This window comes from Synechococcus sp. H55.10 (assembly GCF_047502715.1).
GTDB lineage: Bacteria > Cyanobacteriota > Cyanobacteriia > Thermostichales > Thermostichaceae > Thermostichus.
Map to the genome: position 1 here is coordinate 32,921 of NZ_JANSJJ010000014.1, position 23,159 is coordinate 56,079.

20 protein-coding genes are annotated in these 23,159 nt (G+C 59.7%); 7 read left to right on the forward strand and 13 right to left on the reverse strand.

What is annotated here, in order from left to right; translation table 11 throughout:
- Positions 1-10: 10 nt before the first annotated feature.
- From NW858_RS01385 to NW858_RS01410, 6 genes are all read right to left on the reverse strand, one after another.
- Positions 11-1,672: a bifunctional metallophosphatase/5'-nucleotidase gene (locus tag NW858_RS01385; RefSeq protein WP_414348216.1), complete on the reverse strand. Its 1,662-nt coding sequence runs from the start codon at positions 1,670-1,672 to the stop codon at positions 11-13.
- Positions 1,673-1,735: 63 nt separating this feature from the next.
- Positions 1,736-2,956 carry a DUF445 domain-containing protein gene (locus NW858_RS01390; protein WP_414334169.1) on the reverse strand — a complete coding sequence of 407 codons (1,221 nt, stop codon included), beginning with the start codon at positions 2,954-2,956 and terminating at the stop codon, positions 1,736-1,738.
- Between the two features lie 64 nt (positions 2,957-3,020).
- Complete coding sequence (locus NW858_RS01395; protein WP_414334167.1) at positions 3,021-3,965, reverse strand: hypothetical protein; 945 nt, start codon at positions 3,963-3,965, stop codon at positions 3,021-3,023.
- A 135-nt stretch (positions 3,966-4,100) separates the two neighbouring features.
- On the reverse strand, positions 4,101-5,663 hold the full coding sequence (locus NW858_RS01400; RefSeq protein WP_414519465.1) for an S-layer homology domain-containing protein: 1,563 nt from the start codon (positions 5,661-5,663) through the stop codon (positions 4,101-4,103).
- Positions 5,664-5,809: 146 nt separating this feature from the next.
- Positions 5,810-6,844: an NADP(H)-dependent aldo-keto reductase gene (locus NW858_RS01405; protein ID WP_414332807.1), complete on the reverse strand. Its 1,035-nt coding sequence runs from the start codon at positions 6,842-6,844 to the stop codon at positions 5,810-5,812.
- An 83-nt stretch (positions 6,845-6,927) separates the two neighbouring features.
- Positions 6,928-8,733: a hypothetical protein gene (locus tag NW858_RS01410; protein WP_414519468.1), complete on the reverse strand. Its 1,806-nt coding sequence runs from the start codon at positions 8,731-8,733 to the stop codon at positions 6,928-6,930.
- Between the two features lie 371 nt (positions 8,734-9,104).
- On the opposite strand from NW858_RS01410, the gene NW858_RS01415 reads away from it, so the two are divergent.
- Complete coding sequence (locus NW858_RS01415; RefSeq protein WP_414336493.1) at positions 9,105-10,226, forward strand: PP2C family protein-serine/threonine phosphatase; 1,122 nt, start codon at positions 9,105-9,107, stop codon at positions 10,224-10,226.
- Here NW858_RS01415 and NW858_RS01420 read toward each other — a convergent pair.
- Entirely contained in the window at positions 10,223-12,379 is a 2,157-nt protein-coding gene (locus NW858_RS01420) for an NAD(P)H-quinone oxidoreductase subunit 5 (protein WP_414332811.1), read from the reverse strand. The two genes, NW858_RS01415 and NW858_RS01420, sit on opposite strands and share 4 nt — an antisense overlap.
- Before the next feature lie 371 nt (positions 12,380-12,750).
- Between NW858_RS01420 and NW858_RS01425 the strand changes: the two genes are divergently transcribed.
- Positions 12,751-13,107 (forward strand): single-stranded DNA-binding protein, encoded by a 357-nt coding sequence (locus NW858_RS01425; RefSeq protein WP_414332812.1) that lies wholly within the window; start codon positions 12,751-12,753, stop codon positions 13,105-13,107.
- On the opposite strand, the gene NW858_RS01430 is transcribed toward NW858_RS01425, so the two are convergent.
- On the reverse strand, positions 13,104-13,880 hold the full coding sequence (locus NW858_RS01430) for a cobalt-precorrin-6A reductase (protein WP_414332814.1): 777 nt from the start codon (positions 13,878-13,880) through the stop codon (positions 13,104-13,106). The two genes, NW858_RS01425 and NW858_RS01430, sit on opposite strands and share 4 nt — an antisense overlap.
- Before the next feature lie 64 nt (positions 13,881-13,944).
- On the opposite strand from NW858_RS01430, the gene NW858_RS01435 reads away from it, so the two are divergent.
- Together NW858_RS01435 and ispG are read left to right on the forward strand one after the other, a co-directional pair.
- Positions 13,945-14,460, forward strand: a complete 516-nt coding sequence (locus NW858_RS01435) for a bifunctional nuclease family protein (protein ID WP_414332815.1) — start codon at positions 13,945-13,947, stop codon at positions 14,458-14,460.
- Between the two features lie 249 nt (positions 14,461-14,709).
- Entirely contained in the window at positions 14,710-15,951 is a 1,242-nt protein-coding gene (ispG, locus tag NW858_RS01440; protein WP_414332881.1) for a (E)-4-hydroxy-3-methylbut-2-enyl-diphosphate synthase, read from the forward strand.
- Positions 15,952-16,205: 254 nt separating this feature from the next.
- On the opposite strand, the gene NW858_RS01445 is transcribed toward ispG, so the two are convergent.
- On the reverse strand, positions 16,206-16,598 hold the full coding sequence (locus NW858_RS01445) for a hypothetical protein (protein WP_414519470.1): 393 nt from the start codon (positions 16,596-16,598) through the stop codon (positions 16,206-16,208).
- Between the two features lie 106 nt (positions 16,599-16,704).
- On the opposite strand from NW858_RS01445, the gene NW858_RS01450 reads away from it, so the two are divergent.
- Together NW858_RS01450 and NW858_RS01455 are read left to right on the forward strand one after the other, a co-directional pair.
- Positions 16,705-17,376 carry a hypothetical protein gene (locus tag NW858_RS01450; RefSeq protein ID WP_414332817.1) on the forward strand — a complete coding sequence of 224 codons (672 nt, stop codon included), beginning with the start codon at positions 16,705-16,707 and terminating at the stop codon, positions 17,374-17,376.
- A gap of 86 nt (positions 17,377-17,462) precedes the next feature.
- The gene (locus NW858_RS01455; RefSeq protein ID WP_414332819.1) at positions 17,463-17,759 is read left to right on the forward strand and encodes a DUF2470 domain-containing protein; all 297 of its coding nucleotides are present in this window, start codon (positions 17,463-17,465) and stop codon (positions 17,757-17,759) included.
- Positions 17,760-17,776: 17 nt separating this feature from the next.
- Here the strand turns inward: NW858_RS01455 and grxC are convergent, their stop codons facing one another.
- From grxC to NW858_RS01475, 4 genes are all read right to left on the reverse strand, one after another.
- Positions 17,777-18,037: a glutaredoxin 3 gene (gene grxC, locus NW858_RS01460; protein ID WP_414332820.1), complete on the reverse strand. Its 261-nt coding sequence runs from the start codon at positions 18,035-18,037 to the stop codon at positions 17,777-17,779.
- Between the two features lie 71 nt (positions 18,038-18,108).
- The gene (polA, locus tag NW858_RS01465; protein ID WP_414332822.1) at positions 18,109-20,892 is read right to left on the reverse strand and encodes a DNA polymerase I; all 2,784 of its coding nucleotides are present in this window, start codon (positions 20,890-20,892) and stop codon (positions 18,109-18,111) included.
- 216 nt (positions 20,893-21,108) lie between these two features.
- On the reverse strand, positions 21,109-21,708 hold the full coding sequence (gene recR, locus NW858_RS01470; protein ID WP_414332824.1) for a recombination mediator RecR: 600 nt from the start codon (positions 21,706-21,708) through the stop codon (positions 21,109-21,111).
- A 13-nt stretch (positions 21,709-21,721) separates the two neighbouring features.
- Complete coding sequence (locus NW858_RS01475) at positions 21,722-22,057, reverse strand: YbaB/EbfC family nucleoid-associated protein (protein ID WP_414332825.1); 336 nt, start codon at positions 22,055-22,057, stop codon at positions 21,722-21,724.
- Positions 22,058-22,256: 199 nt separating this feature from the next.
- Here NW858_RS01475 and NW858_RS01480 point away from each other — a divergent pair, with 199 nt between their 5' ends.
- Positions 22,257-23,153, forward strand: coding sequence for a carbohydrate ABC transporter permease (locus tag NW858_RS01480; RefSeq protein WP_414332827.1), 897 nt, complete (start codon positions 22,257-22,259; stop codon positions 23,151-23,153).
- The last annotated feature ends 6 nt before the right edge of the window (positions 23,154-23,159 follow it).

Consider the following 23,159-nt stretch of genomic DNA (forward strand, 5'->3'; position numbering starts at 1 on the left):
TCCTGTTGTTCTAGCCTACCAGCAAGCTGTCCTGAGGCTGGCCCAAACACTGGGGAAAGTAGATCTCGGCCAAGTTGGGAATGAGGTGCCAGTTGTGGCTGTAGATGGGCTGGATGGGGGAATGGGTGTGAATGTGGCGGGCGAGAAAGTCGCGGATACTGTCGGCGGAGATCCAGAGGGTTTGGGCTTCTTGGAACATGCTGTAGCCCCCCCCACCGCCGGCGCGGTAGTGGTTGATGGCCAGGCGAAAGGTCTGATCCGGCTGCACCGGTTGGCCGCGAAATTGTAAGGTCACCAAGCGCTCGCCTACGGGGCGGGTGAGATCGAAGCAGTAGTCGATGCCGTGGTAAAGGTCGAAGGTGTAGCCTCGTGCTTCGGGGGCCACGACGGCAGCAGGATCGGGGGGAAGATGATCGGGATCCAATTGGCGAAAATACCCAGCCGTCTGCTCAAGAGCGCGTCGCAAGATGTCGCCGGTGATCTCCAAGATGCAGAGGGTGTTGTCGTAAACGGTGAGGCTGTAGGCGTCTTGCAAAAAGATGGGGCCCGCTGCCAGGCCGGCACTGCTGCAGATGTTGACCAGGGAGAGCTCCGCCGAGAGGCTGGCCTCCCGTACCGCCTGCAATTGGGCCTGATGCAGGAGCTCTGCTAGGGGATTGGCCCCCAACCGGGCTGCCAGCCCACCGCGGTAGGCACAACGGGCCTGCCCAATGGGCTGACGGATGTAGCGCAAGGTGGCCTGATGATAGGGCTCTGTCAGGGCCAGGAGTTCGGGATCGGGATGGATCCCTTCTGCAGCCAGCAACTGGGCGGTTTTCCCGACAACTTGCCAGCGTCCGCCGTGGCGCTCCAGCTCCAAAGACACGTGGGAAAGGTGGCTGCCCCAGTAGCCGGGCTGCACCACCAGGGCCTTGGCCCCCCCCAGGCCGGCGATGGTCTGATGGGTATGGCCGGAGAGAATGACGTCAATGCCCTCCAGCTCTGCCAGGGCCAGCAGCTCGTTTTCCCCCCTCAGGCTTTTGTTGCTGGTCCAGCCGGAGCGATCCGGGTTGTGCCAGTGCTCTGGGGTGCGCAAAGGGGGCAATTGGCTGGGGCCGCTGTGCAGAATCAGCACCAACACGTCCACCTGGGGCCGCAGCAGCGACAGGTAGTGCTGGGCAGTTTCCAGCAGGGGGGCAAAGCGCAGCCCCGCGATGTAGTCGGGCCGCTCCCAGGTGTCGATGCGGGGGGTGGTCAGCCCCAGCAGGCCGACACGGATCCCGGCCACTTCTCGGATTAGATAAGGCCGAAACAGGGGATCCCCATTTTGGCGGAGGATGTTAGCGCACAGGGTGGGACAGCGGAGATCGCTCACAAAATCCTGCAGGACCTGGGGCCCAAAGTTAAAGTCGTGGTTGCCCGGCGTGAAGGCGTCGTAGCCGAGGGCGTTGAGGGTATGGGCCATGGGGTGAGGGGAGACCCGCTCCACCTGAGCATAGTAGGTGCCCAAGGGGGATCCCTGGATCGTGTCGCCGCTGTCGATGAGCAACACCGGATCCGCGCTGGCTGCTCGCACGCGCTTGATCAGGGTGGCCAGCTTGGCCAAGCCGTGCTCTGCGGTGCTCCCGGCAAAGTAGTTCCAGGGATGCAGGTTGGCGTGGAGATCGGAAGTGTGGAGAATTGTTAACCGCATTCTAATATCATAACCGAAGCGAAAACTCCCATCCAAGCTCCCGTTTTCTGGGGAAGGGGGCTGTCACCTCAGCAAAAACAGCACCTGCACACAGCCCACCAAAAAACCCAGCAGCCCCCCCAAGTTGACGATGGCCTGCAGTTCTTGGCGCACAATTTGTTGGATGGCCTGCTCCAGGTCGGCGGGGGAGGTGGCGTTCACTTTGTCGGCAATCACCTGATCCAAGTTCAACACCGGGATCACCTGCATCATCAGGGATTCCAGATCCCGCTCCAGGTAGCGCTCCAGGATCAAAGCCAGGTCGGCGCTGATCTGATCGATGGAGGTGATCAACGCCTTGGAGTTGCGCAGGCGACCCAACACCAGGCTGGCCACTTTTTCCCAATCGATGCTCTCCCCCAGCCCTTTGATAACCTCTGGCCCTTGGCTGCGCAGGTAATCTTGGATCCCATCGCGGAGGGCACGACGCAACTGACGTACGGCGGAAACCGGCAGGTTTTGCAGGGAGAGGTTCTGCAGGATCTCGGTCAGGCGGCGGGGGGCGTTGATGTCTTTGAGCAGATCTTCCAAGATGGCTTCTGCCCCTTCCGGCTCCTCCAGGCAATAGGTGCGCAGGCGCAGTAGGGCGTTTTTGAGGCCAAACAAGTTGGCCACCACCCAGTAGGAGCCGGTGGCCCGCTCGCGAAATTCTTCATCCAGAGATTCGATGTTGCGATCGGTGAGAAAGTCCACTAGGTTCTGCCGCAACACCTTGGGGGGCAGCGCCTGCTTCAGGATCCACTCCGAGAGCTGCCGGGCTTGCTCAGCGTTGAGGCGCAGCTCCAGCAGCACCTGGTCGAACAGTTGGTTAATCGGCCCCTCCAAAAAGGTCTCCTGGCGGGCAAGCACCTTCACCAGGCGGGGCAACGACTCGTTAAACAGATCGGCCAAGATGCGCGCCAGCACCTGCGCCGTTTGCTGCTGTTGCTCAGGGTTTTGCAGCCGATCCAGCGCCACCCCCAGCAGCCAGCGGATCCCTGCCTGCATGCGCTCGGTTTGCAGCAGCTTGCGGGCCAAGTTGTGCAGCTCCTCTGGCGTGAGCAGGGATCCCATGATGGTCTTGGCAATCTGCTTGGCCAGGCGGGGCTGGTTCTGCGGGATCAAGCCGGGGGTGAAGGGGATGCGCCAGCCGAAAACCCGGTAGGGGCGATAGGGCCGGAAGAGCATCTTGATGGCGATGTCGTTGGTGAAATAGCCGATCACCAGCCCAGCTAAGGGGGGCACGAAGTAGGTCCAAAGGGCCATGGAGCAAACTTGGGGGGGATCTTCTCTACTCTACCGACCCGCCCCTGCTGGCTTCTTGTCAAGGCTATTGGATGATCAGGCTCTCGCTCAGTTCCAGCTCCACCAGCGTATTGGGCTGCAGCGTCACCACCCGGTCGATGTTGGTACTCCCTGCAGCAGCACCCGCCAGGCCGCCGGCCAAGATGGGCAAAAAGCCCCATCCCCCCGTGAGCACTCCCAAGGCCAATCCGCCCGCCGCCCCATAGCCCGCCCCACGGGCGACGGTAGTGCCCACGTCGGCGTTGCGATCCAACCCGACCGGGAGGGGTGCAGACTGGCCTCTAATGAGATAGGTGGAAGAGCCGATGGTGAGGCGGTTCGCCACAAAGCGGCTGCCGACGACCCGCTCTTGGGGATCGGCGCTCTCCGACTCCCGACCAGAAAACTTGAGTTCTCGGTAGATCGGCTCAAGAGTGCCCCACACCACGCTCCCCGCCGGGATCACCACCTGGCCAAAGCGATCCAGCACCGGCTCCGAAACTTCTAGGTTGCCGTTAATGGCCTGGTAGGGCTGGAAGGTGATGGGGCGGTAGACCGTGAGGAGAATACGGGTGCCGGCGGGCAGCTCGCCCCGCGCGGCCCCGGCCAGATTCCCCCCTGGACTGAGGTCGGGCCGCCGTTGGTAGGAGTAGGCCTCACCTGGCGGAGCCTGTCCACCTGGGGCCGCTTGAACGGGCACCACCGGGATTGGGGCCGGGCTCGGATCCCCCGGTGGTGGGATGGGATCCCCGGTGAGCGGCATTTGCGGCACCTGAGGCACCGGTGGCAGGGCTTGCGGAGCCGTGGAGCCGGGCGGGTTGCTGAGCAGAGGCAGGGTGGGGACGGGATTCGGCTGAGGAGCTTGAGGAGTGAACTCGAACTGCTGGGCAACAACTGCAGCCGCCGCCGCAGCCCACAACATCCCACTCACCAGCCACCCAAAGCCAACCCTTTGCCACGACGGCAAAAACGGCTGCAACGCTGAGCTCATGGATCCCGTCCAGTCACAACTGGCAGTACCTTAACATCCTGACCAGCTCGTGCCCACTAGATTTAGTAGAGGTTAAGGGGGTGGCGGCCCTTAAAACACTATTGAGACCTGTTGAAGGCCTGGACTGGGTTTTCCCTAGGGGCTAGGGGAAGGAGAGGGGGAAGGCTCCCCGCCAGCCTGTGGACTCGGCGTGGGTGTGGGTTCTGGAGTAGGGGTAGGTATTGGAGTCAGCGTGGGCGTGGGCGTGGGTTCTGGAGTAGGGGTAGGTGTGGGTGTCGGGGTCGGCGTGGGTGTGGGTGTTGGAGTGGGTGTGGGCTGGGCGGCCCGCACCTGGAAAGACCACTGCTGGATGGCAGTGTTGCCGCTAGTATCGGCAATTTGAACGGCAATCAAGGTCGGTCGATCGCTGGGCAGCGGCTCGGCTGGGGTATAGGCGAAGCCGGTGCGGCTGAGCTGGGCTTGGGCAGTGACATCTACATTGTTCACCAGCAGGGTAAAGCTATTGAGGTCGATCCCCTGGTCATCTTGAAAGCGGGCGGAGATGGCGGGGCGCGGGTTGTCGGTCACCGCTCCGTTGGGCGGGGCCAGGTCGCTGATGGTGGGGAAGGTGGTGTCGGTCACCTGCCCAATGCTGATGGTTTTGTCCGGCAATTGCACCAGGGTCACCAGCCCATTCCGCTCCAGACGGGCGAACACCGGCGCTTCCGAGGCCCGGTCTTGGCTGCGGAAGGTGTAGCTGCCCTCGTATTGGCCAGGGCGGGTTTCCTGCAACGGCAGGTTGTAGGCGATACCGGGGATGGAAAAAGACCCCTGCGCCCCCGGGGATCCCAGCAAATACACCGTCAGGGTGTCCCCCGGATTGACGGATCCCAGCTCCTCGCGGGCCAAGAAAGTTCTCACTTCCGGCGCGGCGGGCAGCGTTTCCACCAGCGGCTCCACAGGGATATCCGGCGTAGCCAGGGGCTCAGGGGTGGGGGTAACCTGGGCGAGGAGCTCGGTGCGGATCCCTGGCCCGGGGATGGCAGCCCCCACCGGCGGGTCTAGGCTGGGCACCCGGCCCACCTTGGCCAGCGCTTGGTAGGTAAGAGCCGCCACTTCCCCCCGCGTGGCCACCGCCTGGGCATTCAAGCGGGTGGGATCAGGGTAGAGCACCAACAGCCCTTCTTGAACCGCTGTCGCGATGGGGGCGCGGGCAAAGTTGGGAACCAAATTGGCATCGCTGAACCCGGCCAGGATGGCATCAATTTGGCTTGGATCCCCGAGGAGCCTGCCGTTGGTGGCAGCGCGGGTCAGGACAGTAATGGCCTGGGCGCGGGTGAGGACATCGTTGGGACGGAACGTGCCGTCGGGAAAGCCGGAAACATACCCTGCTGCTGCCGCCGCGCCAATAGAGGGAGCTGCCCAACTGGGAATGGGATCGGCAAAGGAGCGTACGGGAACGTTGGTATCCAGCCCAAAAGCTTTGGTAACGATAACGGCAAACTGGGCGCGGGTAATCGACTCATTGGGGCGAAAGGTGCCGTCTGGGAAGCCGCCGATGATCTGCCGCTCGTTCAAGCCGGCGATGTACTGGGCGCCCCAGTAGGTGCTGATGTCAGAAAGTTGCGCCCAAGTGGGATCCCCCATCCAAACCAAGCCGCTGCAGCCTACCACCAGAGCTGCCGTCTTCCAACCCTGCCAAAGGAAAAGGTCGCGCATTGTTCACACCTCACGATCTGCTAGGAGAGCCCCTGGGAGGTTTGTGAGTTCAAGAGGGGCCAGCTCGGACCTAGTTATCCAAGCCATAGCCCCAGACGAGGAAAGTTCTCAAAAAGTTCTCCTTGGCGGGCTGTTTTGTCGCCTGCTCAGGGTGCAGGATTGGGGTAGCGCTGGTGCACCGCTTCGATCTCCGCCAAGATCTCAGGCGACAGCTCCAGGCAACTGAGGTTTTCCTTGAGCTGGGCCAGGTTGGTGGCTCCGATGATGGTGCTGGTGACAAACCAGCGGCTGCGCACAAAGGCCAAAGCCAACTGGGCAGGGGTCAGGCCGTGCTGGCGGGCAATGCGTACGTAGGCGGCCACGGCCTCTTCCACATTGGGCTTGCGGTAGCGCTGGCCAAAGCCCTCAAACAGTGCCAAACGGGATCCCGGCGGCTTGGCGCCCCCCAGGTATTTGCCCGTCAGCAGCCCAAAGGCCAGGGGGCTGTAGGCCAGCAACCCCACCTGCTCGTGGTGGCAAACCTCCGCCAGGCCCATCTCAAACGTGCGGTTGAGGAGGCTATAGGCGTTTTGAATCGAGACCACCTTGGGCAGGCCCAACTGCTCGGCCAGGTGGCAGAACTCGCAGACTCCCCAGGGGGTTTCGTTGCTCAGGCCGATGTAGCGCACCAGGCCCTCCTGCACCAGTTCCGCCAAGCCCTGCAGTTGCTCGGCAATGGGAACCGTGGGCCGCTCCTGGCTGGGATCGTAGGCCACCCCCCCAAACAGGGGCACATAGCGATCCGGCCAGTGGATTTGGTAGAGGTCGATGTAGTCGGTCTTCAGGCGTTTGAGGCTGCCGGCCACCGCCTGTTTGAGGTTGTCGCGGCTAATCGAGAGAGACCCACCGCGGATCCAGTGCCAGGGCCGCCCGGGGCCGGTGATCTTGGTGGCGATGATGAGGCGCTCCCGCGGCTGGTGTTGTAGCCACTCGCCGATGTAGCGTTCTGTGGCTCCCTGGGTTTCCGCCCGCGCCGGCACCGGGTACATCTCGGCGGTGTCGATGAAGTTGATCCCGTGCTCCACCGCGTAATCGAGCTGTTCCCAAGCCTCGGCCAAGGTATTCTGCTGTCCAAAGGTCATGGTGCCCAGACAGATTTCCGAGACCTGCAAAGGGCTGTGGCCAAGCTGGCGGTAGCGCATGGAAACTCCCGATCTCCTAACCCGAGACAGCACACCTTAGCCCCATTGTGCCCAACACCTGCCAGCCTATGGGATCCCTGCCCCTACTCTTGCTGCAGCATAGGCATGTACTCGCGGTAGATCTGGTTTAGGATTTCCAGGCCAATGCGGGTGCGACTGTCGGGGGGACGGGCCTCGACGGCTGCCTTTACTTGCAAGATGGTGCCCACTGGGTAAGGAGAACGCAGCTCCTCCCGCTTGCCCAAAAACACATCCGTGAAGTAGTCGATCAGCCGCTTGACCTCTCCCATGTCCTTGCGGGAAATGTCCATATCCAAAACGGTGGTCAATTTGGCCCGCATCGCCTGGAAGCTTTGCTGACTGGCGTTGAGGGCCACCCGCTTGGCCAGGCTATCCACCACAATTTGGCCGATCTTCTCCACATTTTGAGTCACGATCTCGCAGTGGCGGGCAGCAAAGCGCAGTTGCACTTCATGCAAAAATTGTTCGCGCTCCAGGATTTGGATGCCCTGCTGCTCCAGATCCACTCCGTAGCTTTGCAACTGCTTGTACTGATTCAAAACCCATTGGTTGTAGAACGAATCGGCCAAAACCCGCCAATAGCCGATGATTGTTGCCTCAGCAAAGGGGATGCTAAGCAAATAGGTCTCGCTGGTGATCCAGTGCAAATGCTCGGTCAGCTTGTCCCGCTCTTTCTCGTCCAAGTAGGAGGTGCGCGGCACCCAAACTGCTCCATACTCGCTTTTCACCTCTCCGGGTAGGGATCCGAAGATGGTGTCAAAAAACTGATGAATGCTGAAAAGAAGAAACTTTCCCGGATCCTGCAGGCGGTTGAGCAGCTCTTGTTTTTTCTCTTCTTGATATTGGGTTACCAACTGCTGCGCCTCGGCGGCCTGGCCGCGCGCCGCCTCCGCATCTTGCCGCAGCTTTTCGATCTCTTCTGCGCTCGGCACCTCGGTAGCAGCAGGTTCCCATTCTCCACTGAAATAGCCTCCCCCCGGCCCCGCGCCACCGATGCCCACCAAGGGAGCGTCGCTGTCGTTATCCAGGGTTAAGAGGCGAGAAAGAGCCTGCAAGCGAGCCCGCCGATCGCCAGAGCACAGGGATCCCACCTCCACCGGATCCCGACTTTCCCACCCCTCTAGCCCACCGATGCGGTAGAGCGTGTAAAAATACTTGCTGAGCAGCAAGGCGAGGAGATGTCGGTTTTTGACGTCGTTGTACTCCAGGTAGGCCCGCAGACACAGTTGGAAAGCGATGTTGGGCAGGCTGCGACACACCTCCTTGATCTGGGAGTACACCCTTTGCAGATGCGGTCGAAAGCGACGCGGGATCGCCTCGGGCCGCAGGCCGCGCAGCAGGAACTCCGGCTGGCGCAGATCTTGAGGGGTGAAGTAAAAGCTTTCTTGCCAGAGCAGCTCGTCCAGGTCGCGGGCAAAAATCGGCTTCAACTGATCGATGATCTGCACAACGACCGCTTCGTTAAAAACCGGTATGATTTCTTCAATACGCAGCTCCTCGTAAATAGAATGCAGCCGCTTGCTGCGAAAGTCCTCGATCGAGATCAGCCCCTTCATGGTTCCAATCCGACCGTCGCTCAGCAGGAACTTATAGACAACTTCGGCAGTGGCGCCTGGGGAGAGAACGGGAGTTCCGGTCAAGTCAGGGCAAATTTGCAGGGGGCGTAGCAAGCGGCTGGTTTCACTGATGCTGAAGCAACTCCAAGCTGCCGGGTTGAGCACCACCGACGATAGGCCGGCCAGCAATTGCTTCTCATCCAACTCCTCCAGCCGGATTTCTCCCCCGGGAGCTTGGCGGGGTGCCGTGGGTGAAGCCGCCTGCGAATCCCGAACGGACGGCGGAGATAAGGATAGAGGAGACGCGCTCATGCAGCAAAGGCCGTTTAACCTCAAAGTTCACTCTAGACCGGCAAAGGATGGATAAGATGTGATCCGTATCTCTGTGTCCAATGGAAGTCTCTAAAGCAAAATCTGCCCAAAAACCCCCCCGCTGTTATCTATTCCCACCAGTATCTTGAAACGGTCAGCTTTTGGGTAGCGTGCAACCACGGTTTTAGGGATCCACTAAGGGATACGCAACTTTAGCTCTGGTGGATGAGGTTGCTGAGGCTTTTCCCCTAACTGCCCTCCAAACCGGCTTTTCTGCCGCAACCCCTGGGCTAGGATAAAGGGTCCGCCTACCAGTACGGGCCAGAGTTGCATTTTAATTCGGGTTGATTCGGGATTGAGGTGCAGTGGTCATGACGGCCATTTTGATTGTGGACGACGATCCCACCATTCGGCTGGTGTTGAAGCGATCCCTGGAGCGACAGGGCTATACCGTGGAGATGGCCAGCGGTGGCTTGGAAGGGCTGGAGAAAGCTCATCTCCTAACCCCGGGGCTGATTATCTGTGACTGGATGATGCCGGATATGGATGGGCTGGAAGTCTGCCGGCGCATCAAGGCGGATCCCAAGTTTTCCACGACGTTTTTTATTTTGCTCACTGCGCGCACAGAAGTCGAAGACCGTATTCAGGGCCTGGATGCCGGGGCAGACGAGTTCCTCAGCAAGCCCATCGACCCCAACGAGCTGCGGGCGCGCGTGCGGGCTGGGCTGCGCTTGCATCAGCTCAGCTACGACTTGCAACAGCAAACCGCCAGGTTGCGGGCAGAACTGGCCGAGGCGGCCAGCTATGTGCGTTCGCTTTTGCCCAAGCCGGCCTCTTTCCCCGATCACCGAATAGCCATCGAGTGGTGCTTTTTGCCTTCGCAGGAGTTGGGGGGGGATTCATTTAACTACCACTGGCTAGACGAGGATCATCTGGCCATCTACCTGCTAGATGTGTCGGGGCATGGGGTGGGATCCGCTCTACTGTCGGTATCGGTGATGAACCAGTTGCGCTCTCAGGGCTTACCCGACACCGACCCGCGACAGCCGGATGCGGTCTTGCGCGCCCTCAACCACTCTTTCCAGATGGGATCCCACCACGACATGTACTTCACCCTTTGGTATGGGGTCTATCAGCCGCGATCCCGTCTGCTCTCTTTTGCCAGTGCTGGCCATCCGCCTGCTCTGCTCATCCAGGCTCAGGAGTTGCGCCTGCTGAAGACCGCCAACGTGCCCATCGGGGTTTTGCCCGACCAGAATTTTCAAAGGGATCAAGTGCAGATCCCTGAGAACAGCCACCTCTACCTGTTCAGCGACGGAGTTTACGAAGTCATGAACCCGCAGAGAGAAATCTGGGGGCTAGACAATCTGATGGCTCTGCTGAGCAAGAGCGCCGACGGCAGCCTGGATCAGGTGATCCAGCACGCCCAATCTTTCCAGGGGCAAACAGATTTTGAAGATGATTTCTCCTTGCTTCGTGTCAGCTTTCGCTAAACCCCCACGCCGGAAAGCACCACCATCACCACCACCGCTGCAAAGATGATCAAAGCATAAAACTGCGCCTTGCCGTTCTCCAGGTATTTCATCACTTCGCCGCCGACCATTGCCACCAGGCCCGTCAAGTTGACCACCCCATCCACAATGCGGCTGTCCACCTCCAGCGCCTCCCGCGCCACAAAGCGGGTGCCCCGCACAAAGACCCGCTCGTAGAGGTCATCAATGTACCACTTGTTGAGGGAGAAGTAGTACAGGGGTTGCAGGCTTTGGGGGAAGGTGCCGGGATCGATGCGCTTCTGCCAGTAGATCAAGCCGGCCAAGGTGATGCCGATCAGCCCAATGCCCACCGAGCTGCCCGCCATGATCAGAAACTCCCGCCAGTCAAAGTGACCCGCCAGCACCCCTTGCCACTCGGCTGCCACCTGGGCCCAGAGGGAAACGGCCTCTGTAGCCGATTCGCCAGGCGCATGGATGAACGCCTCGAAGAAGTTGGCAAAGGGAGTGCCCACCAAGCCGATCAGCACCGAAGGAACCGCCAGCGCCACCAACGGCATCGTCATCGACAGGGGAGACTCATGCGGCTCGGCGGCGTGGCCATGCCCATCGTGCCCGTCTTCCACAGCTTCGGGATGGCTGCTGGGCTGGGGCCTTTCGTAAAGGTTCATGGCTCCGGGGCCGTAGGCCGCCTCTTTCCCGGCAAACGCATAGGCAAAAGCCGGCACCGGTCGGCCCTGGCTGACGGCCACCTCCTGCCGCAGCTTCAGGTTGGTGCCGCGAAACTCCCCTTCAAAAGTAAGAAAGTAGATGCGGAACATGTAGAAGGCGGTGATCCCCGCGGTGAGGAAGCCCACACCCCAGAGAGCTGGGTTGTGTTCAAACACCGCGGCCAAGATCTCGTCCTTGGACCAGAAGCCGGCAAAGGGCGGGATCCCACAGATGGCCAGCGTGCCAATCAAAAAAGTAATGGCCGTAACCGGCATGTATTTGCGCAGCCCTCCCATCAGGCGCATATCCTGAGCTAAGGCGGGGTCATGGCCAACCACGGCTTCCATGCCATGGATGACCGAGCCGGATCCCAAAAAGAGCAGCGCCTTAAAGTAAGCATGGGTTGTCAGGTGAAACAGGCCGGCCCCATAGGCACCGCACCCCATGGCCATGACCATATAGCCCAGTTGGGAGATGGTGGAGTAGGCCAAGCCCTTTTTGATGTCGTTTTGGGTGATGGCGATGCTGGCCCCCAAAAAAGCCGTACCTGCCCCTGTCCAGGCGATGAGATCCATGACTGCTGGGATCCCTTCCAGCAGCGGGAACATACGCGCCAACAGGAAGACCCCGGCAGCCACCATCGTGGCCGCGTGGATGAGGGCGGAAATGGGCGTGGGACCTTCCATGGCATCCGGCAGCCACACGTGCAGCGGGAACTGGGCCGACTTGGCCACTGGCCCCAAGAACACCAACACCGCAAACAGGGCAACCAAGCTGCTGCTCACCGCGCCGTTGGCCACCATCTGCTCCACATTGCGGGCCAGTTCCTCAAACCCAAAAGTGCCGGAAATCCAGTAGAAGCCCAAAATGCCCAGCAACAGGCCAAAGTCCCCCACACGGTTGACCACAAACGCCTTCTGGGCTGCTTCCGCCGCCGCCTGCCGCTCGTACCAAAAGCCGATCAGCAGGTAGGAGCACATCCCCACCAGCTCCCAGAAGATGTAGATCTGCACCAGGTTGGGGCTGACCACCAGGCCCAGCATCGAGGAGGTGAACAGGCTCAGGTAGGCGTAGAAACGCACATAGCCGGGGTCGTGGGCCATGTAGCCATCGGAGTAGATCTGCACCAGAAAGGCCACCGTGGTTACCACCACCAGCATCATGGCGCTCAGGTGATCCACCACAAACCCCATGTCCACCAAGAAAGATCCCGCCTGAGCCCAGGTGATGGTTTTGAGAACGGTCTCATGGCCCTGCACTTGGCTGACCAAAAGGGCAAAGGCGTGAACCATCGCCGTTCCCGTCGCGAACACGCTCAAGAAGGCGGCCAGAGAGCGGTTGGATCTTGTCCAGGCATTGAACACCAAAATGCCCAAGCCGAGTAAAAAAGCCGCCACCAACGGATAAACGGGGATCAACCAGGCGTATGCGTAGATGAATTCCATGGGAAATGGTGCTGAATGCGTCCTCTTGCGGTAGTCAACCCTCCCTGCTGGCCGGTGAAAATCTATCTCCAGGGATCAGGGGTCTGGGCCGGCAGGTGCTCTGGGGCTTCTGACATTGTAAATCTTTGCAACACGATCAGCGCCCCCCTTGTGGCTGCCCAATCCATGAGAGCAGAGATTTTTCTTTCTGAGCAACCGGGATCCCCGCAGGACAATCGGGAGATATTCTAAAGACTCTCCCCGAGCCTCGATCCGCAAGGCCTACGGCCCGCTGACGCGATCAGCCGAGGCCGTCGCCGCGAAGATGACAGGGATCGCTTGCAAGCGCTACAACAAAAGCCTAGGGGCCGTAAACGATCTGGAGAAAACCCATGAGCCTGAACTTGGTGACCTTGGTGGGGCGAGCCGGCATGGATCCGGAGGTGCGCTACTTCGAGTCGGGCAAGGTGGTGTGTACCTTTAGCTTGGCGGTCAACCGCTTCCGCAAAGGCGAAGACAAGCCCGATTGGTTCAACTTGGAGCTGTGGGGGCGCACGGCTGAGGTGGCCGGAGAATACGTGCGCAAGGGCAGCCTCATCGGGGTAACGGGCAGCCTCAAGTTCGATCGCTGGAAAGACAAATCCACGGGTGAGGAGCGCCAGCGGCCTGTCATCGCTGTAGATCGTCTCGAGTTGCTGGGATCCCGTCAAGATCGCGAGCCTGACCTGGCTGCAGAGGAGCGGTTCTAAATCTGCCCCAGCCGACGTTGGCACTCCCGCACCACCTCGGCCAAATCCTGACTACACCAGGGGTAGCTCAAGAGTGGTCGTCGGACTACCCACAGCGGGATCCCCAGGGTTTTGGCCACGGCCTGTTTAACGACCAGCCCACCCGCTTCTCCCGAGTCCTTGCTGATGACTCCCTGAAGATCTAGCCTCTGCCAAAGCCGCAGCTCCTGCTCAAAGCTGAGGGGCAGGCGCATCCCAATCACCCGCTCAGCAGGGATCCCGGCTTGCACCGCTTGGGGAACCGACTGCGGCAGTACCCGCGCGTACAACTGGCAGCGATCCTGCCAGGGTACAAACAAGGGCAACGCCTTCACCCCCACCGTCAAGAGCAGCCGCCGCCCCGCCAGCACGGCCTCGGTGAGCACCCCCTGCCAGTCCGGCACCACCTGCACCCAGGGATCCAACGCCACCGGGGGGCGCTCGTAGCGCAGGTAGGGGATCCCCAGTTGGGCCGACACCTGCATAGCCAATTGTGAGATCTCCTGGGCAAAGGGATGGGAGGCATCCACTACCACGCGGATCTGGCGCTCCTGCAGGAACTGTTCCAAAGAGGGCAGCGAAAATCGCGTCACCACCACCTGGCCGGGCAGATCCCGATACAGGCTTCTGCCGCCCTCGCTGGTGACGCTGGCTATCCAAGGGATCCCCTGGCGGCTGAGGGCCTTGGCCAAGCTGCGGCTCTCGCTGGTGCCCCCGATCAAGGTCACTTTCGCCAGATCACCGACTGAGCTCATGGTGTGTTGCCAAACTTTGGCACCCGTAGATACGATCAAGATCAACGGCTGGAGGCAGTTGCTCATGATCGAGATGCATGTGGCTGGGATCGCGGTCGATGCCGTTAACCAGAACCCCATCGTCATCCTGCGCGATAGCAGTGAGCGGCGTGCCCTGCCCATTTGGGTGGGGAAAGCAGAAGCCAATGCCATTTTGCAGGCGCTGGACGACCAAAAGCCACTGCGCCCTATGACCCATGATCTAATCCTCAACTCCTGGAAGACGTGGGGGATCCGGCTGGAGCGAGTTATCATTCACGCCCTGCTGGACAACACCTTCTACGCGGTGCTCGTCACCTTCTGCGGCGATAAAAAGCAAGAGATCGACTGCCGCCCCAGCGATGCCATTGCCCTCGCCTTGCGGGCCCACGTTCCCATCTGGACGGTGGAAGAGGTGATCGCGGAAGCCTCGATCCCGATGAACCAGGATGCCGACGAAGCGGAGCGGGAAGCCTTTCGCAAGTTTGTGGAAAACGTGACGCCCAAAGACTTTATTCGCAGCCGCCCCTTCACCGACCACCCCACGGAAGCAGACAGTTGAAGTTGCTGCCCTGCTGAGCTATCCGCTGCTAGAGGATCCGAGTGATTGACCAGTCTCTGCCCCCTGTGGCCGTCTAAGGCTCTGCTCATTTTCTCGATAAGGTGTCCCATCCTAAGTTAATCAGGAGGCGGGGATCGCGCCCGGCTGCCAGAGGGTGAGCCCCTCAGTACCTACCCTGAGCTCCCGGTCTTGCCGGCATTTCAGCCTACAATCAAGCTAGAGTAGCCCTCTCAGCTTAACCAAGCTATGATGCAAACCCTAGATCGGCCCAGCGCCCCCCCTCAGCAGCCCTACCCAGAACCGGTCTATCCTCGTCGCCCCACCCGCACCGTGGCCGTAGCCGACGTGTTGATCGGCAGCCAGCACCCGGTGGTGGTGCAGTCGATGATTAACGAAGACACCCTCGACATCGAGGCGGCGGTGGCGGCCATCCGTCGTCTGCACGAGGCGGGCTCGGAAATTGTGCGCGTCACCGTTCCCAGCATGGCCCACGCCAAGGCGATGGAGGCGATTCGGGACAAGCTGATCCAAACCTACAGGCCGGTGCCCCTGGTGGCCGATGTGCACCACAACGGCATCAAGATCGCCCTGGAAGTGGCCCAATACGTGGATAAGGTGCGCATTAACCCAGGGTTGTTTGTCTTTGAAAAACCCCAGCCCGGTCGTACCGAATATACCCAAGCGGAATTTGAGGCCATCCGCAACAAAATCCGGGAAACCTTCACCCCCCTTGTCCAGACCCTCAAAGCCCAGAACAAAGCCCTGCGCATTGGGGTCAACCACGGATCCCTGGCAGAGCGGATGCTCTTCACCTACGGGGATACGCCTGAGGGCATGGTGGAGTCGGCCCTGGAATTTGCCCAAATTTGCGCCGAGCAGGATTTCCACAATGTGGTTCTCTCCTTCAAGGCTTCCCGTCCTCAGGTGATGTTGGCGGCCTACCGGCTGGCGGCCCGCCGCTTCGATGCCTTGGGCCTGAATTATCCCTTTCACTTGGGCGTAACCGAGGCCGGCGATGGAGAATATGGCCGCATCAAGTCGGCCGTGGGGATCGGGACGCTGCTGGCCGAAGGGATCGGCGACACCATTCGGGTGTCTCTCACGGAAGCGCCGGAAAAGGAGATCCCGGTGGCCTACGGCATCTTGCAGGCCCTCAACCTGCGCAAGACCATGGTGGAATATGTGGCCTGTCCTTCCTGTGGCCGTACCCTCTTCAACTTGGAGGAAGTGCTGCAGAAGGTGCGCGCCGCAACTCAGCACCTGGTGGGCCTCGACATTGCCGTCATGGGCTGCATCGTCAATGGGCCAGGAGAAATGGCCGACGCCGATTACGGCTATGTGGGTAAGACGCCAGGGGTGATCTCCCTCTACCGCGGCAAAGAAGAAGTGAAAAAGGTGCCGGAATCCGAGGGCGTCCAAGCGCTGATCGATCTGATCAAAGCCGATGGCCGTTGGGTGGATCCGCCTTCTTCCCCCGGGACCCCAGCCTGAGTTGAAATCACTACGTCCAGAGCAACTGTAGATTTCAACGGCCATTTATAGTCGTTAGATTAAGACACTTTGCCGCCGGCCCGCCCAAGCGCTCCGCGCCGCTAGCGCGACCACCCCCGACCCCTCTCCCTGAGGGAGAGCCCTCACCCCCGACCCCTCTCCCTCAGGGAGAGGGGAGTTAGAGCGCTGCGTAGCCATAACGACGTAGCGAACCGTTTCATTGCTATTTGATTTGAAATGACTATAGAAACCGGCTAGTGGCGTCGGCTACGCAGGGCTCTGGCGCGGTTGTTGACCTGCCTCACAAACAGAGGCAGCAGGTGCTCCTGGATGTAGGCAAAGGCCGCTTGTAGACCTTCTTTTTCGTAAAGCAGGCCGATTTCTGCCTCCACCTGTGTGGGATCCCTGAGGGCCGACAAAAATTGATTGGAGGTCAGCCAGGTGAACAGTTCTGCCCGATTCAAATCACAACGGGGAGGGGAAGGCACCTGCCAGTCCTGAGGTGGGCCCAGCAGCCACTGCCGGGCAAACAAGCCTAACACGGCATCCCCCAACCAGGCCTTGTCTCGACGGGATCCCTCGTCCAACTGGGCCACTTGCTGTCTGAGGGTCTGGCCGGTCGGGGAGAAGTGGGATCCTGTCGGCATGGAGATAGAAAGCAAGCAAGGACTGGCAGCGAAGCGCCTCTGCCTCATTCTAAGATAGGGTCTGGCCCCCAGCAGACAGATTGTGGCATTGTGAGGATCCCTGAGCATGTTGTTGGAGCTCACCCCAGAAGAATGCGAATTGGTGATTCCGGTGGTGCCCACACGCCTTCAGTATGCAGCTTACTGGAGCGATGCCCTCAAGAGCACGGGCCGCATCATCACGGCCATCCTGGTGGGTGTGGCGCTGCTGGTGCTTTCTCGTGCCTTTGGCGAGGGATCCTTTCTGGGGGCGCTCTCCTTTTTGGCCGGGTTTCTCGCGTTGCTCTATCCCTTCCTGTGGGGGCCCCTGTACACCATCTCCCGGCGCCAGATAGCCTTTCGCGAGATTCCCTATGGGGGATTGTTTTTTGGGCAGGTGTTGCGCACCCGCCGCTTCGAGGTGGTGGTGGAAGAACGGGAAAAGCTGGACGAAGAGGGTGAGCTCTATATCGAAGAGGTGCGAGAGCGCCAGTTTGAGATGGAGATCGGCGATGAGACCGGAGTCGTCTATCGTGTCCGCGCCAAGGACGATCCCCGCTACCGGCGAATTGTTAAAAAGCAATCGGTGCTGGCGTTGGTGAAAGCCTACTCGCGGGATTTGCAGCGCCGCCCCACCTTGAGCGAGGTCTACGTGGTCAAGCTGGGGGAATGGGTGGGAGATGTCTCTTACCTGGATCGGGAGGCTTTTTTGGAGATGGCAGACGAGTTGTTGGAGCTGCAAGCCCAAGGACGAGCCTGAGCTGCTGGATCCCTGATTTTTTGCTTATCTTAGGTGCGCCGGGTAATTTACTCTAAACTGAGAGCTAAGAGCAAAAAACGACTGCCATGGCCGATCCCCTCACCCCAGAAGTCAGCGAGCGCATCTGCAAGCATATGAACGAAGATCACGCCGATGCAGTGGCGCTCTACGCCAGGGTCTTTGGCCGCCTGGAAGGCGTCACCCAAGCCCGTATGCAGGCCATCGATCCAGAAGGGATGGACTTGCAGGTGCAGGTGGATGGGATGGCGCAAACGCTGCGGATTGGCTTCGACCACCCCCTGCGGGACTCCGAGGACGCCCATCACACCCTAATTGCCATGTTGAAGCAGGCCCGCGCTCAGCTTAAACAAGCGGCAGAGTGACCCCCAGACGGTGAGGCTTAGCTGGCCTGTTGCAGGAGCGGATCCAACTGACCGCGGGCCTCGAGCGCGTAAAGATCGTCGCAGCCGCCAATGTGCTGGTTGTTGATGAAAATTTGCGGCACCGAACGGCGACCATTGGCCCGCTTGGCCATTTCCGCCCGCGCCACCTCGTCTCCATCAATCGCGTATTCGATGTATTGCACGCCTTTGCGCTCCAGCAGTTGCTTGGCCCGGATGCAGAAAGGACAAAAACGCCAGGTGTAAATCTCGACGGCCATAGGAAAACAACAAACACTTTTACAAAGTTTAACATTTCCACAGGGCTGGGATCCCTGGTCTGTCCCACGGTCTAGTTGGCTTCCTTCCAGTTGTGGCCGATTTGGATATCCACCACCAGGGGTATGGAAAGGGGCACCGCTCCTTCCATTTCTGTTTGGATCAGGGGTTGTAGGGCCTGCCATTCCGAGGGATCCACCTCAAACACCAGCTCGTCATGGACTTGCAGGAGCAAGCGGGAGCGAAAGTTCTGCAGCTTTTGCTGCAGGCGTACCATCGCCACTTTGATGATGTCTGAGGCGGATCCCTGGATGGGGGCATTTACAGCCGCCCGCAACTCGGCCAGTTTGCGATGGCCTGTCAGGCGGGACAGGTTGGGGAAATAGCGACGGCGGCCCAAGATCGTTTCTACGTAGCCGTGTTCTTCCACAAAGGCTTCGGTGGAGCGCAAATAGGCGAAAATGCCGGCGTAGCGCTCGTTAAATCGCTGCAAAAATTGCTTGGCCTCGGATAAAGAAACCCCCGCGGTGCGGGCAAAGCGCTGCGCTCCCATGCCGTAGATCACCCCATAGTTGATCGTCTTGGCTAGGCGGCGTTCTTCGCTGGTGATGTCTTGTTTTTCAAAGAGCAAACGAGCTGTAAGAGTATGCACATCTTCTCCTGAGCGAAAGCCCTCCACCAACGTGGGCTCCTGGCTGAGGTGAGCCAAAATGCGCAGCTCAATTTGGGAGTAGTCAGCCGAGGCCAATAGCCACCCCTCTTGGGGAATAAAAGCCTGGCGAATGCGGCGGCTGAACTCGGTGCGAATGGGGATATTCTGTAGGTTGGGGTTTGAGGAGCTGAGCCTGCCGGTGGCGGTGACGGTTTGGTTGAAGTCGGTGTGGACTCTGCCGGTGTCGCTTCTCACCAGGGCAGGCAGAGCATCCACATAGGTCGATTTCAGCTTGGCCAAAGTGCGGTAGCGCAGAATGGTCTCGATGAGGGGATGATCCCCCTCTAGCTTTTCTAAAACAGAGGCGTCGGTGGAATATCCGGTGGCCGTTTTGCGGGTTTTGCGAATATCCAGTTTTAGCTTCTCAAAGAGCAGGGATCCCAGTTGTTTGGGAGAATTGAGGTTGAAGGTCTCGCCGGCTTGGGCATAGGCTTGTTGTTCCAAACTTTGCAATTCTTGTTCCAGCTCTTGGGAGAATTGCCTCAAAAATTCGGTATCAATGCGAATGCCGACCCACTCCATTTCTTCCAAAACTTGGGCCAAGGGCAGCTCCACCTGAATGAAAAGATCCCACAGGCGCGGATCGGTCTGTTGGAGTTTTTCGGTGAGGATGGGCACCAAGCGATAGGCGCAGTAGGCATCGGTTCCGCAGTATTCTGCAACTTGAGGAATTGGAATATCGGCGATGGATTGTGCTTTGCCCAGCAACTTTTCGTAGCTGGTGGTCGGCAAATTCAAGTGGGTGGCTGCCAAATCGGCCAAGTTGTGGCCGGCTTCTGGATCCAAGACATAGCTGGCCAACATGGGATCAAATTGGATCCCTTGCAGGTGGATGCCGTGGGCGCGGAAAATGCTCAGGTCATACTTGCAGTTTTGTAGGCTTTTGGGTCGGTTGGGATCTTCCCAAAGGGGCTGCAGGTTTCGTTTCACCAGCTCCCAATCCAGGTTGGCTCCCTGGCGGTGGCCGATGGGCAGGTAGGCAATGTCCTGCTCTGACCAACAACAGCCGATCCCCACCAATTGGGCATCTCGGGGCTCCAAACTAGTGGTTTCGGTGTCCCAAGCTATGATCCCTGGACAGGCCAGCAGGTCTTGTCGCAAACGCTCCAATTGCTCCGGCGTATCGACGATGCGCACTGTCGGCAGAGAAGGGGCGGGATCCAGAGCAAAATCAAACCAAAGGGCTTCGTCCTTCTCTTGAGCATCTGGGGAATCGGCGGTGGAACTGGGGGTGGCCGGGATCCCGCCCAAAATGGCTTGAATATTGCGTACTTGGGCGATGAGACTGTGAAACTCCAATCTTTCCAGCAGCGGCAGCAGTTCTTCTTGGTTAAACCCGGTTAATTTCATGCTTTCCCAGTCGGGGGAGAGGGGGACAGCGCAGTTGATCCGGGCCATAAATTGTGAGTGTCGGGCTGCCGGGATCCCTTCTTTGAGGTATTGTTGAACTTTTCCTTTGATCTCATCAAGGTGATTAAAAATCTCCTCCAAACTGCCGTAGCGTTCCAACAGCTCCGCCGCTCGCTTAGGTCCGATCCCTTTGACTCCGGGAATGTTATCGGAAGTGTCGCCGCAGAGGGCCTTGTAGTCCACCACTTGCCAAGGCCAAATGCCCAATTTTTCTTTAACCTGTTCGGGGCCGAATTCGCTGATGCGATCTTTGCTGTTGAGGTGCAAAACCCGGACTCTCCCATCGGCGTCGATCAACTGAAACAGATCTTGATCCCCGCTTAAAATCTGCACCCGGTAATCTGGGGGGGCCATCCTGCTGAGGGTACCCAAAATGTCATCGGCCTCAAAGCCAGGCACCACCAAAATGGGGATGCGCAGCGCCGTCAACACCTGCTTGAGGTTCTCCACGTCTTCGATAAACTCCGGCGGGGTTTCCGGTCGGCCTGATTTGTAGGTTTCGTCGGCCTCGTGGCGAAAAGTGGGCTGCCGGGTATCGAAGGCAACGGCTACGTGGGTGGGCGGGTATTTCTCTAGGACGTCCAGCAGCGATCTCAAAAAGCCAAAGCTGACGCTGGTGGGGATCCCGGTGGAAGTGCGCAACCCCCCCTCACGGCTGTAAGCAAAGGCGTAGAAGGAGCGGTAGGCCAGAGAGTGCCCGTCCACCAGCAGCAGTGTTGGAGTTTGCCAAGCCATCGCCCAGTACCACGAAGGTGAATCCAGCCTATCGGATCTGGGCTGGGCGCAAAAGGGATCCCCCATCCCTCAGGGCCGCCAAGACTCAGCCGGCTGCTGACAGGCCGGGCGCCCGAGAGTTGGGGTGGAATGACAACCAATGACAACTTCTGAACCCGACTGCCGTTTTGCTGGCTCCACTGCTCAGGTTGTTTTCTCAACCCCTGGTGGCGCGGTTTACAATTCCTGCCGGGCTTCTAGGGCACGGGCCAGGGTGACCTCGTCGGCATACTCCAGCTCGGATCCCATGGGTAGGCCGAAGGCCAGGCGGGTCATGCGCAAGGTGGGGGCAATCGGCTTCAGGTAATCCTTGACCACATGCATGGTCACCTCTCCCTCCACGCTGGGGCTGATGGCGAAGATCAGCTCCTGCGGCTTTTCCTGCGCCACCCGGGCCACCAGCTCGCGGATGTGCAGTTGATCCGCCCCGATCCCGTTCATGGGGGAGATCAGGCCCCCCAAAACGTGGTAAAGCCCCTTGAACTCGCGGGTGCGTTCCATGGCGATGAGATCCTTGACATCGGCCACCACGCACCACAGCGAGCGGTCTCGCTGCGGCGAACGGCAGATCTCACAGGGATCTTCCGCCGACCAGTTGAAGCAGATGGAGCAATGCTTGACGGTTTGCTTGGCCTCCAACAGGGCCTGGGCCAGGGCCTCGATCTCGCCGGCAGGCCGGTTGATCAGATGCAGGGCCAGGCGCTGAGCCGTTTTGGAGCCAATGCCGGGCAGCCGCTGCAGCTCCTCGATCAGGCGAGCCAAAGGGCGAGTGTACATAGAAAAGAGCGGCTCAGCCCAACCCCAGCCCCGGCAGATTGATGTTTCCGGTCAGCTCCTCCATGCGTTTGCGCATCGTCTCGGCAGACTGGGTGTAGGCGTTCACCATCGCCGTCAAGAGCAAGTCCTCTACCACATCCGCGGATTCTTTGAGAACCTCGGGATCCAAAGACACCTTGAGGGGTTCTTGGTTGCCGTTCACCGTCACTTTCACCAGCCCATTGCCGGCTTCGCCGACGATCTCCATCTCTTCCAGCTCTTTTTGCAGCCTTTGAGCGCCATCCCGCACCTCTTGGGCCTTCTTGAGCGCTTCTTGGATTTTGCCGAAGGGACCAAAGCCTCGGGTCATGGGATCCTCTCCTTAATTATCCAGACACTGCTGTTCTACTCTACCCGTTTCCTCTTGCCGGTAAAAGCACCCGAAAATGGAGCCAGACCTGCCTTCCTTAGGTTGCCCTTAACTCTGGCGGATTATCCTCACAACAGAACCAGCAGAAGAGAAACCCCAAAGCCCGTCTGCTCGTCGGTGTTCGCCGTTTGGAGGTGCCATGGCTCAACTGTTGCAGGATCCGCAATCGCCCTTAGCCCAGCCCATACCCTTATCCCAGAAGCCCTCTCCCCTGCCCTGGGGGCGCTGGATCCCGGAGCGTTGGTACGTGCATTTGGGCCTGGTGCTGGCCTGTTTGGCGTTGGGGTTTCCGGTGTTGTATGCCCTGATCGTGAGCACCCAAAACAACGCCGAGGTGTTCCGCTACCAATTGACCTTTGGCTCTTCGTTGGCCTTCAACTGGCAGCAGGTGATGGTGGCGCGCCACTTGGGCCACTACATGGTCAACAGCGCCATCATGGCCGCGGCCATCACGGTGGGCAAGACGGTTTTGTCCCTGCTGGCGGGGCTGGCCTTCGTCTACTTTCGCTTTCCGGGCAAAGGGCTGGCCTTCGGCTTTGTGCTCATGACCTTGATGATGCCCACAGAAATCTTGATCATCGCCCTGCTGCGGCTGGTCACCAACTTGGGCTGGGGATCCACCTACTACGCCTTGATCGTGCCTTTTCTGGCCAGCGCCACGGCCACGTTTTTGTTTCGCCAACATTTTTCCAACATCCCCCGCGAGTTGGCGGAGGCGGCCCAACTGGACGGGGCAAACCCCTTGCAGTTTCTCACCCAAGTGCTGATCCCCCTGAGCTGGAATGCCATCGGGGCCCAGGCGGTGATTCACTTCGTCTACGCTTGGAATATGTACCTGTGGCCCCGCTTGATCGTGCAAGGCCGGGAGCGGCAGGTGGTGCAGGTGGGGCTGCAATCCTTGCTGAACTTGGATAGCTCCGCCTCCTATGGCCCCATGATGCTGGGGGCGATCATCGCCAGCATTCCGCCGCTGGTGGTGTTTATTGCCCTGCAAAAGCCTTTCATGAGCGGCCTAGCCCTCAGCCGCGACAAATAAATCAAG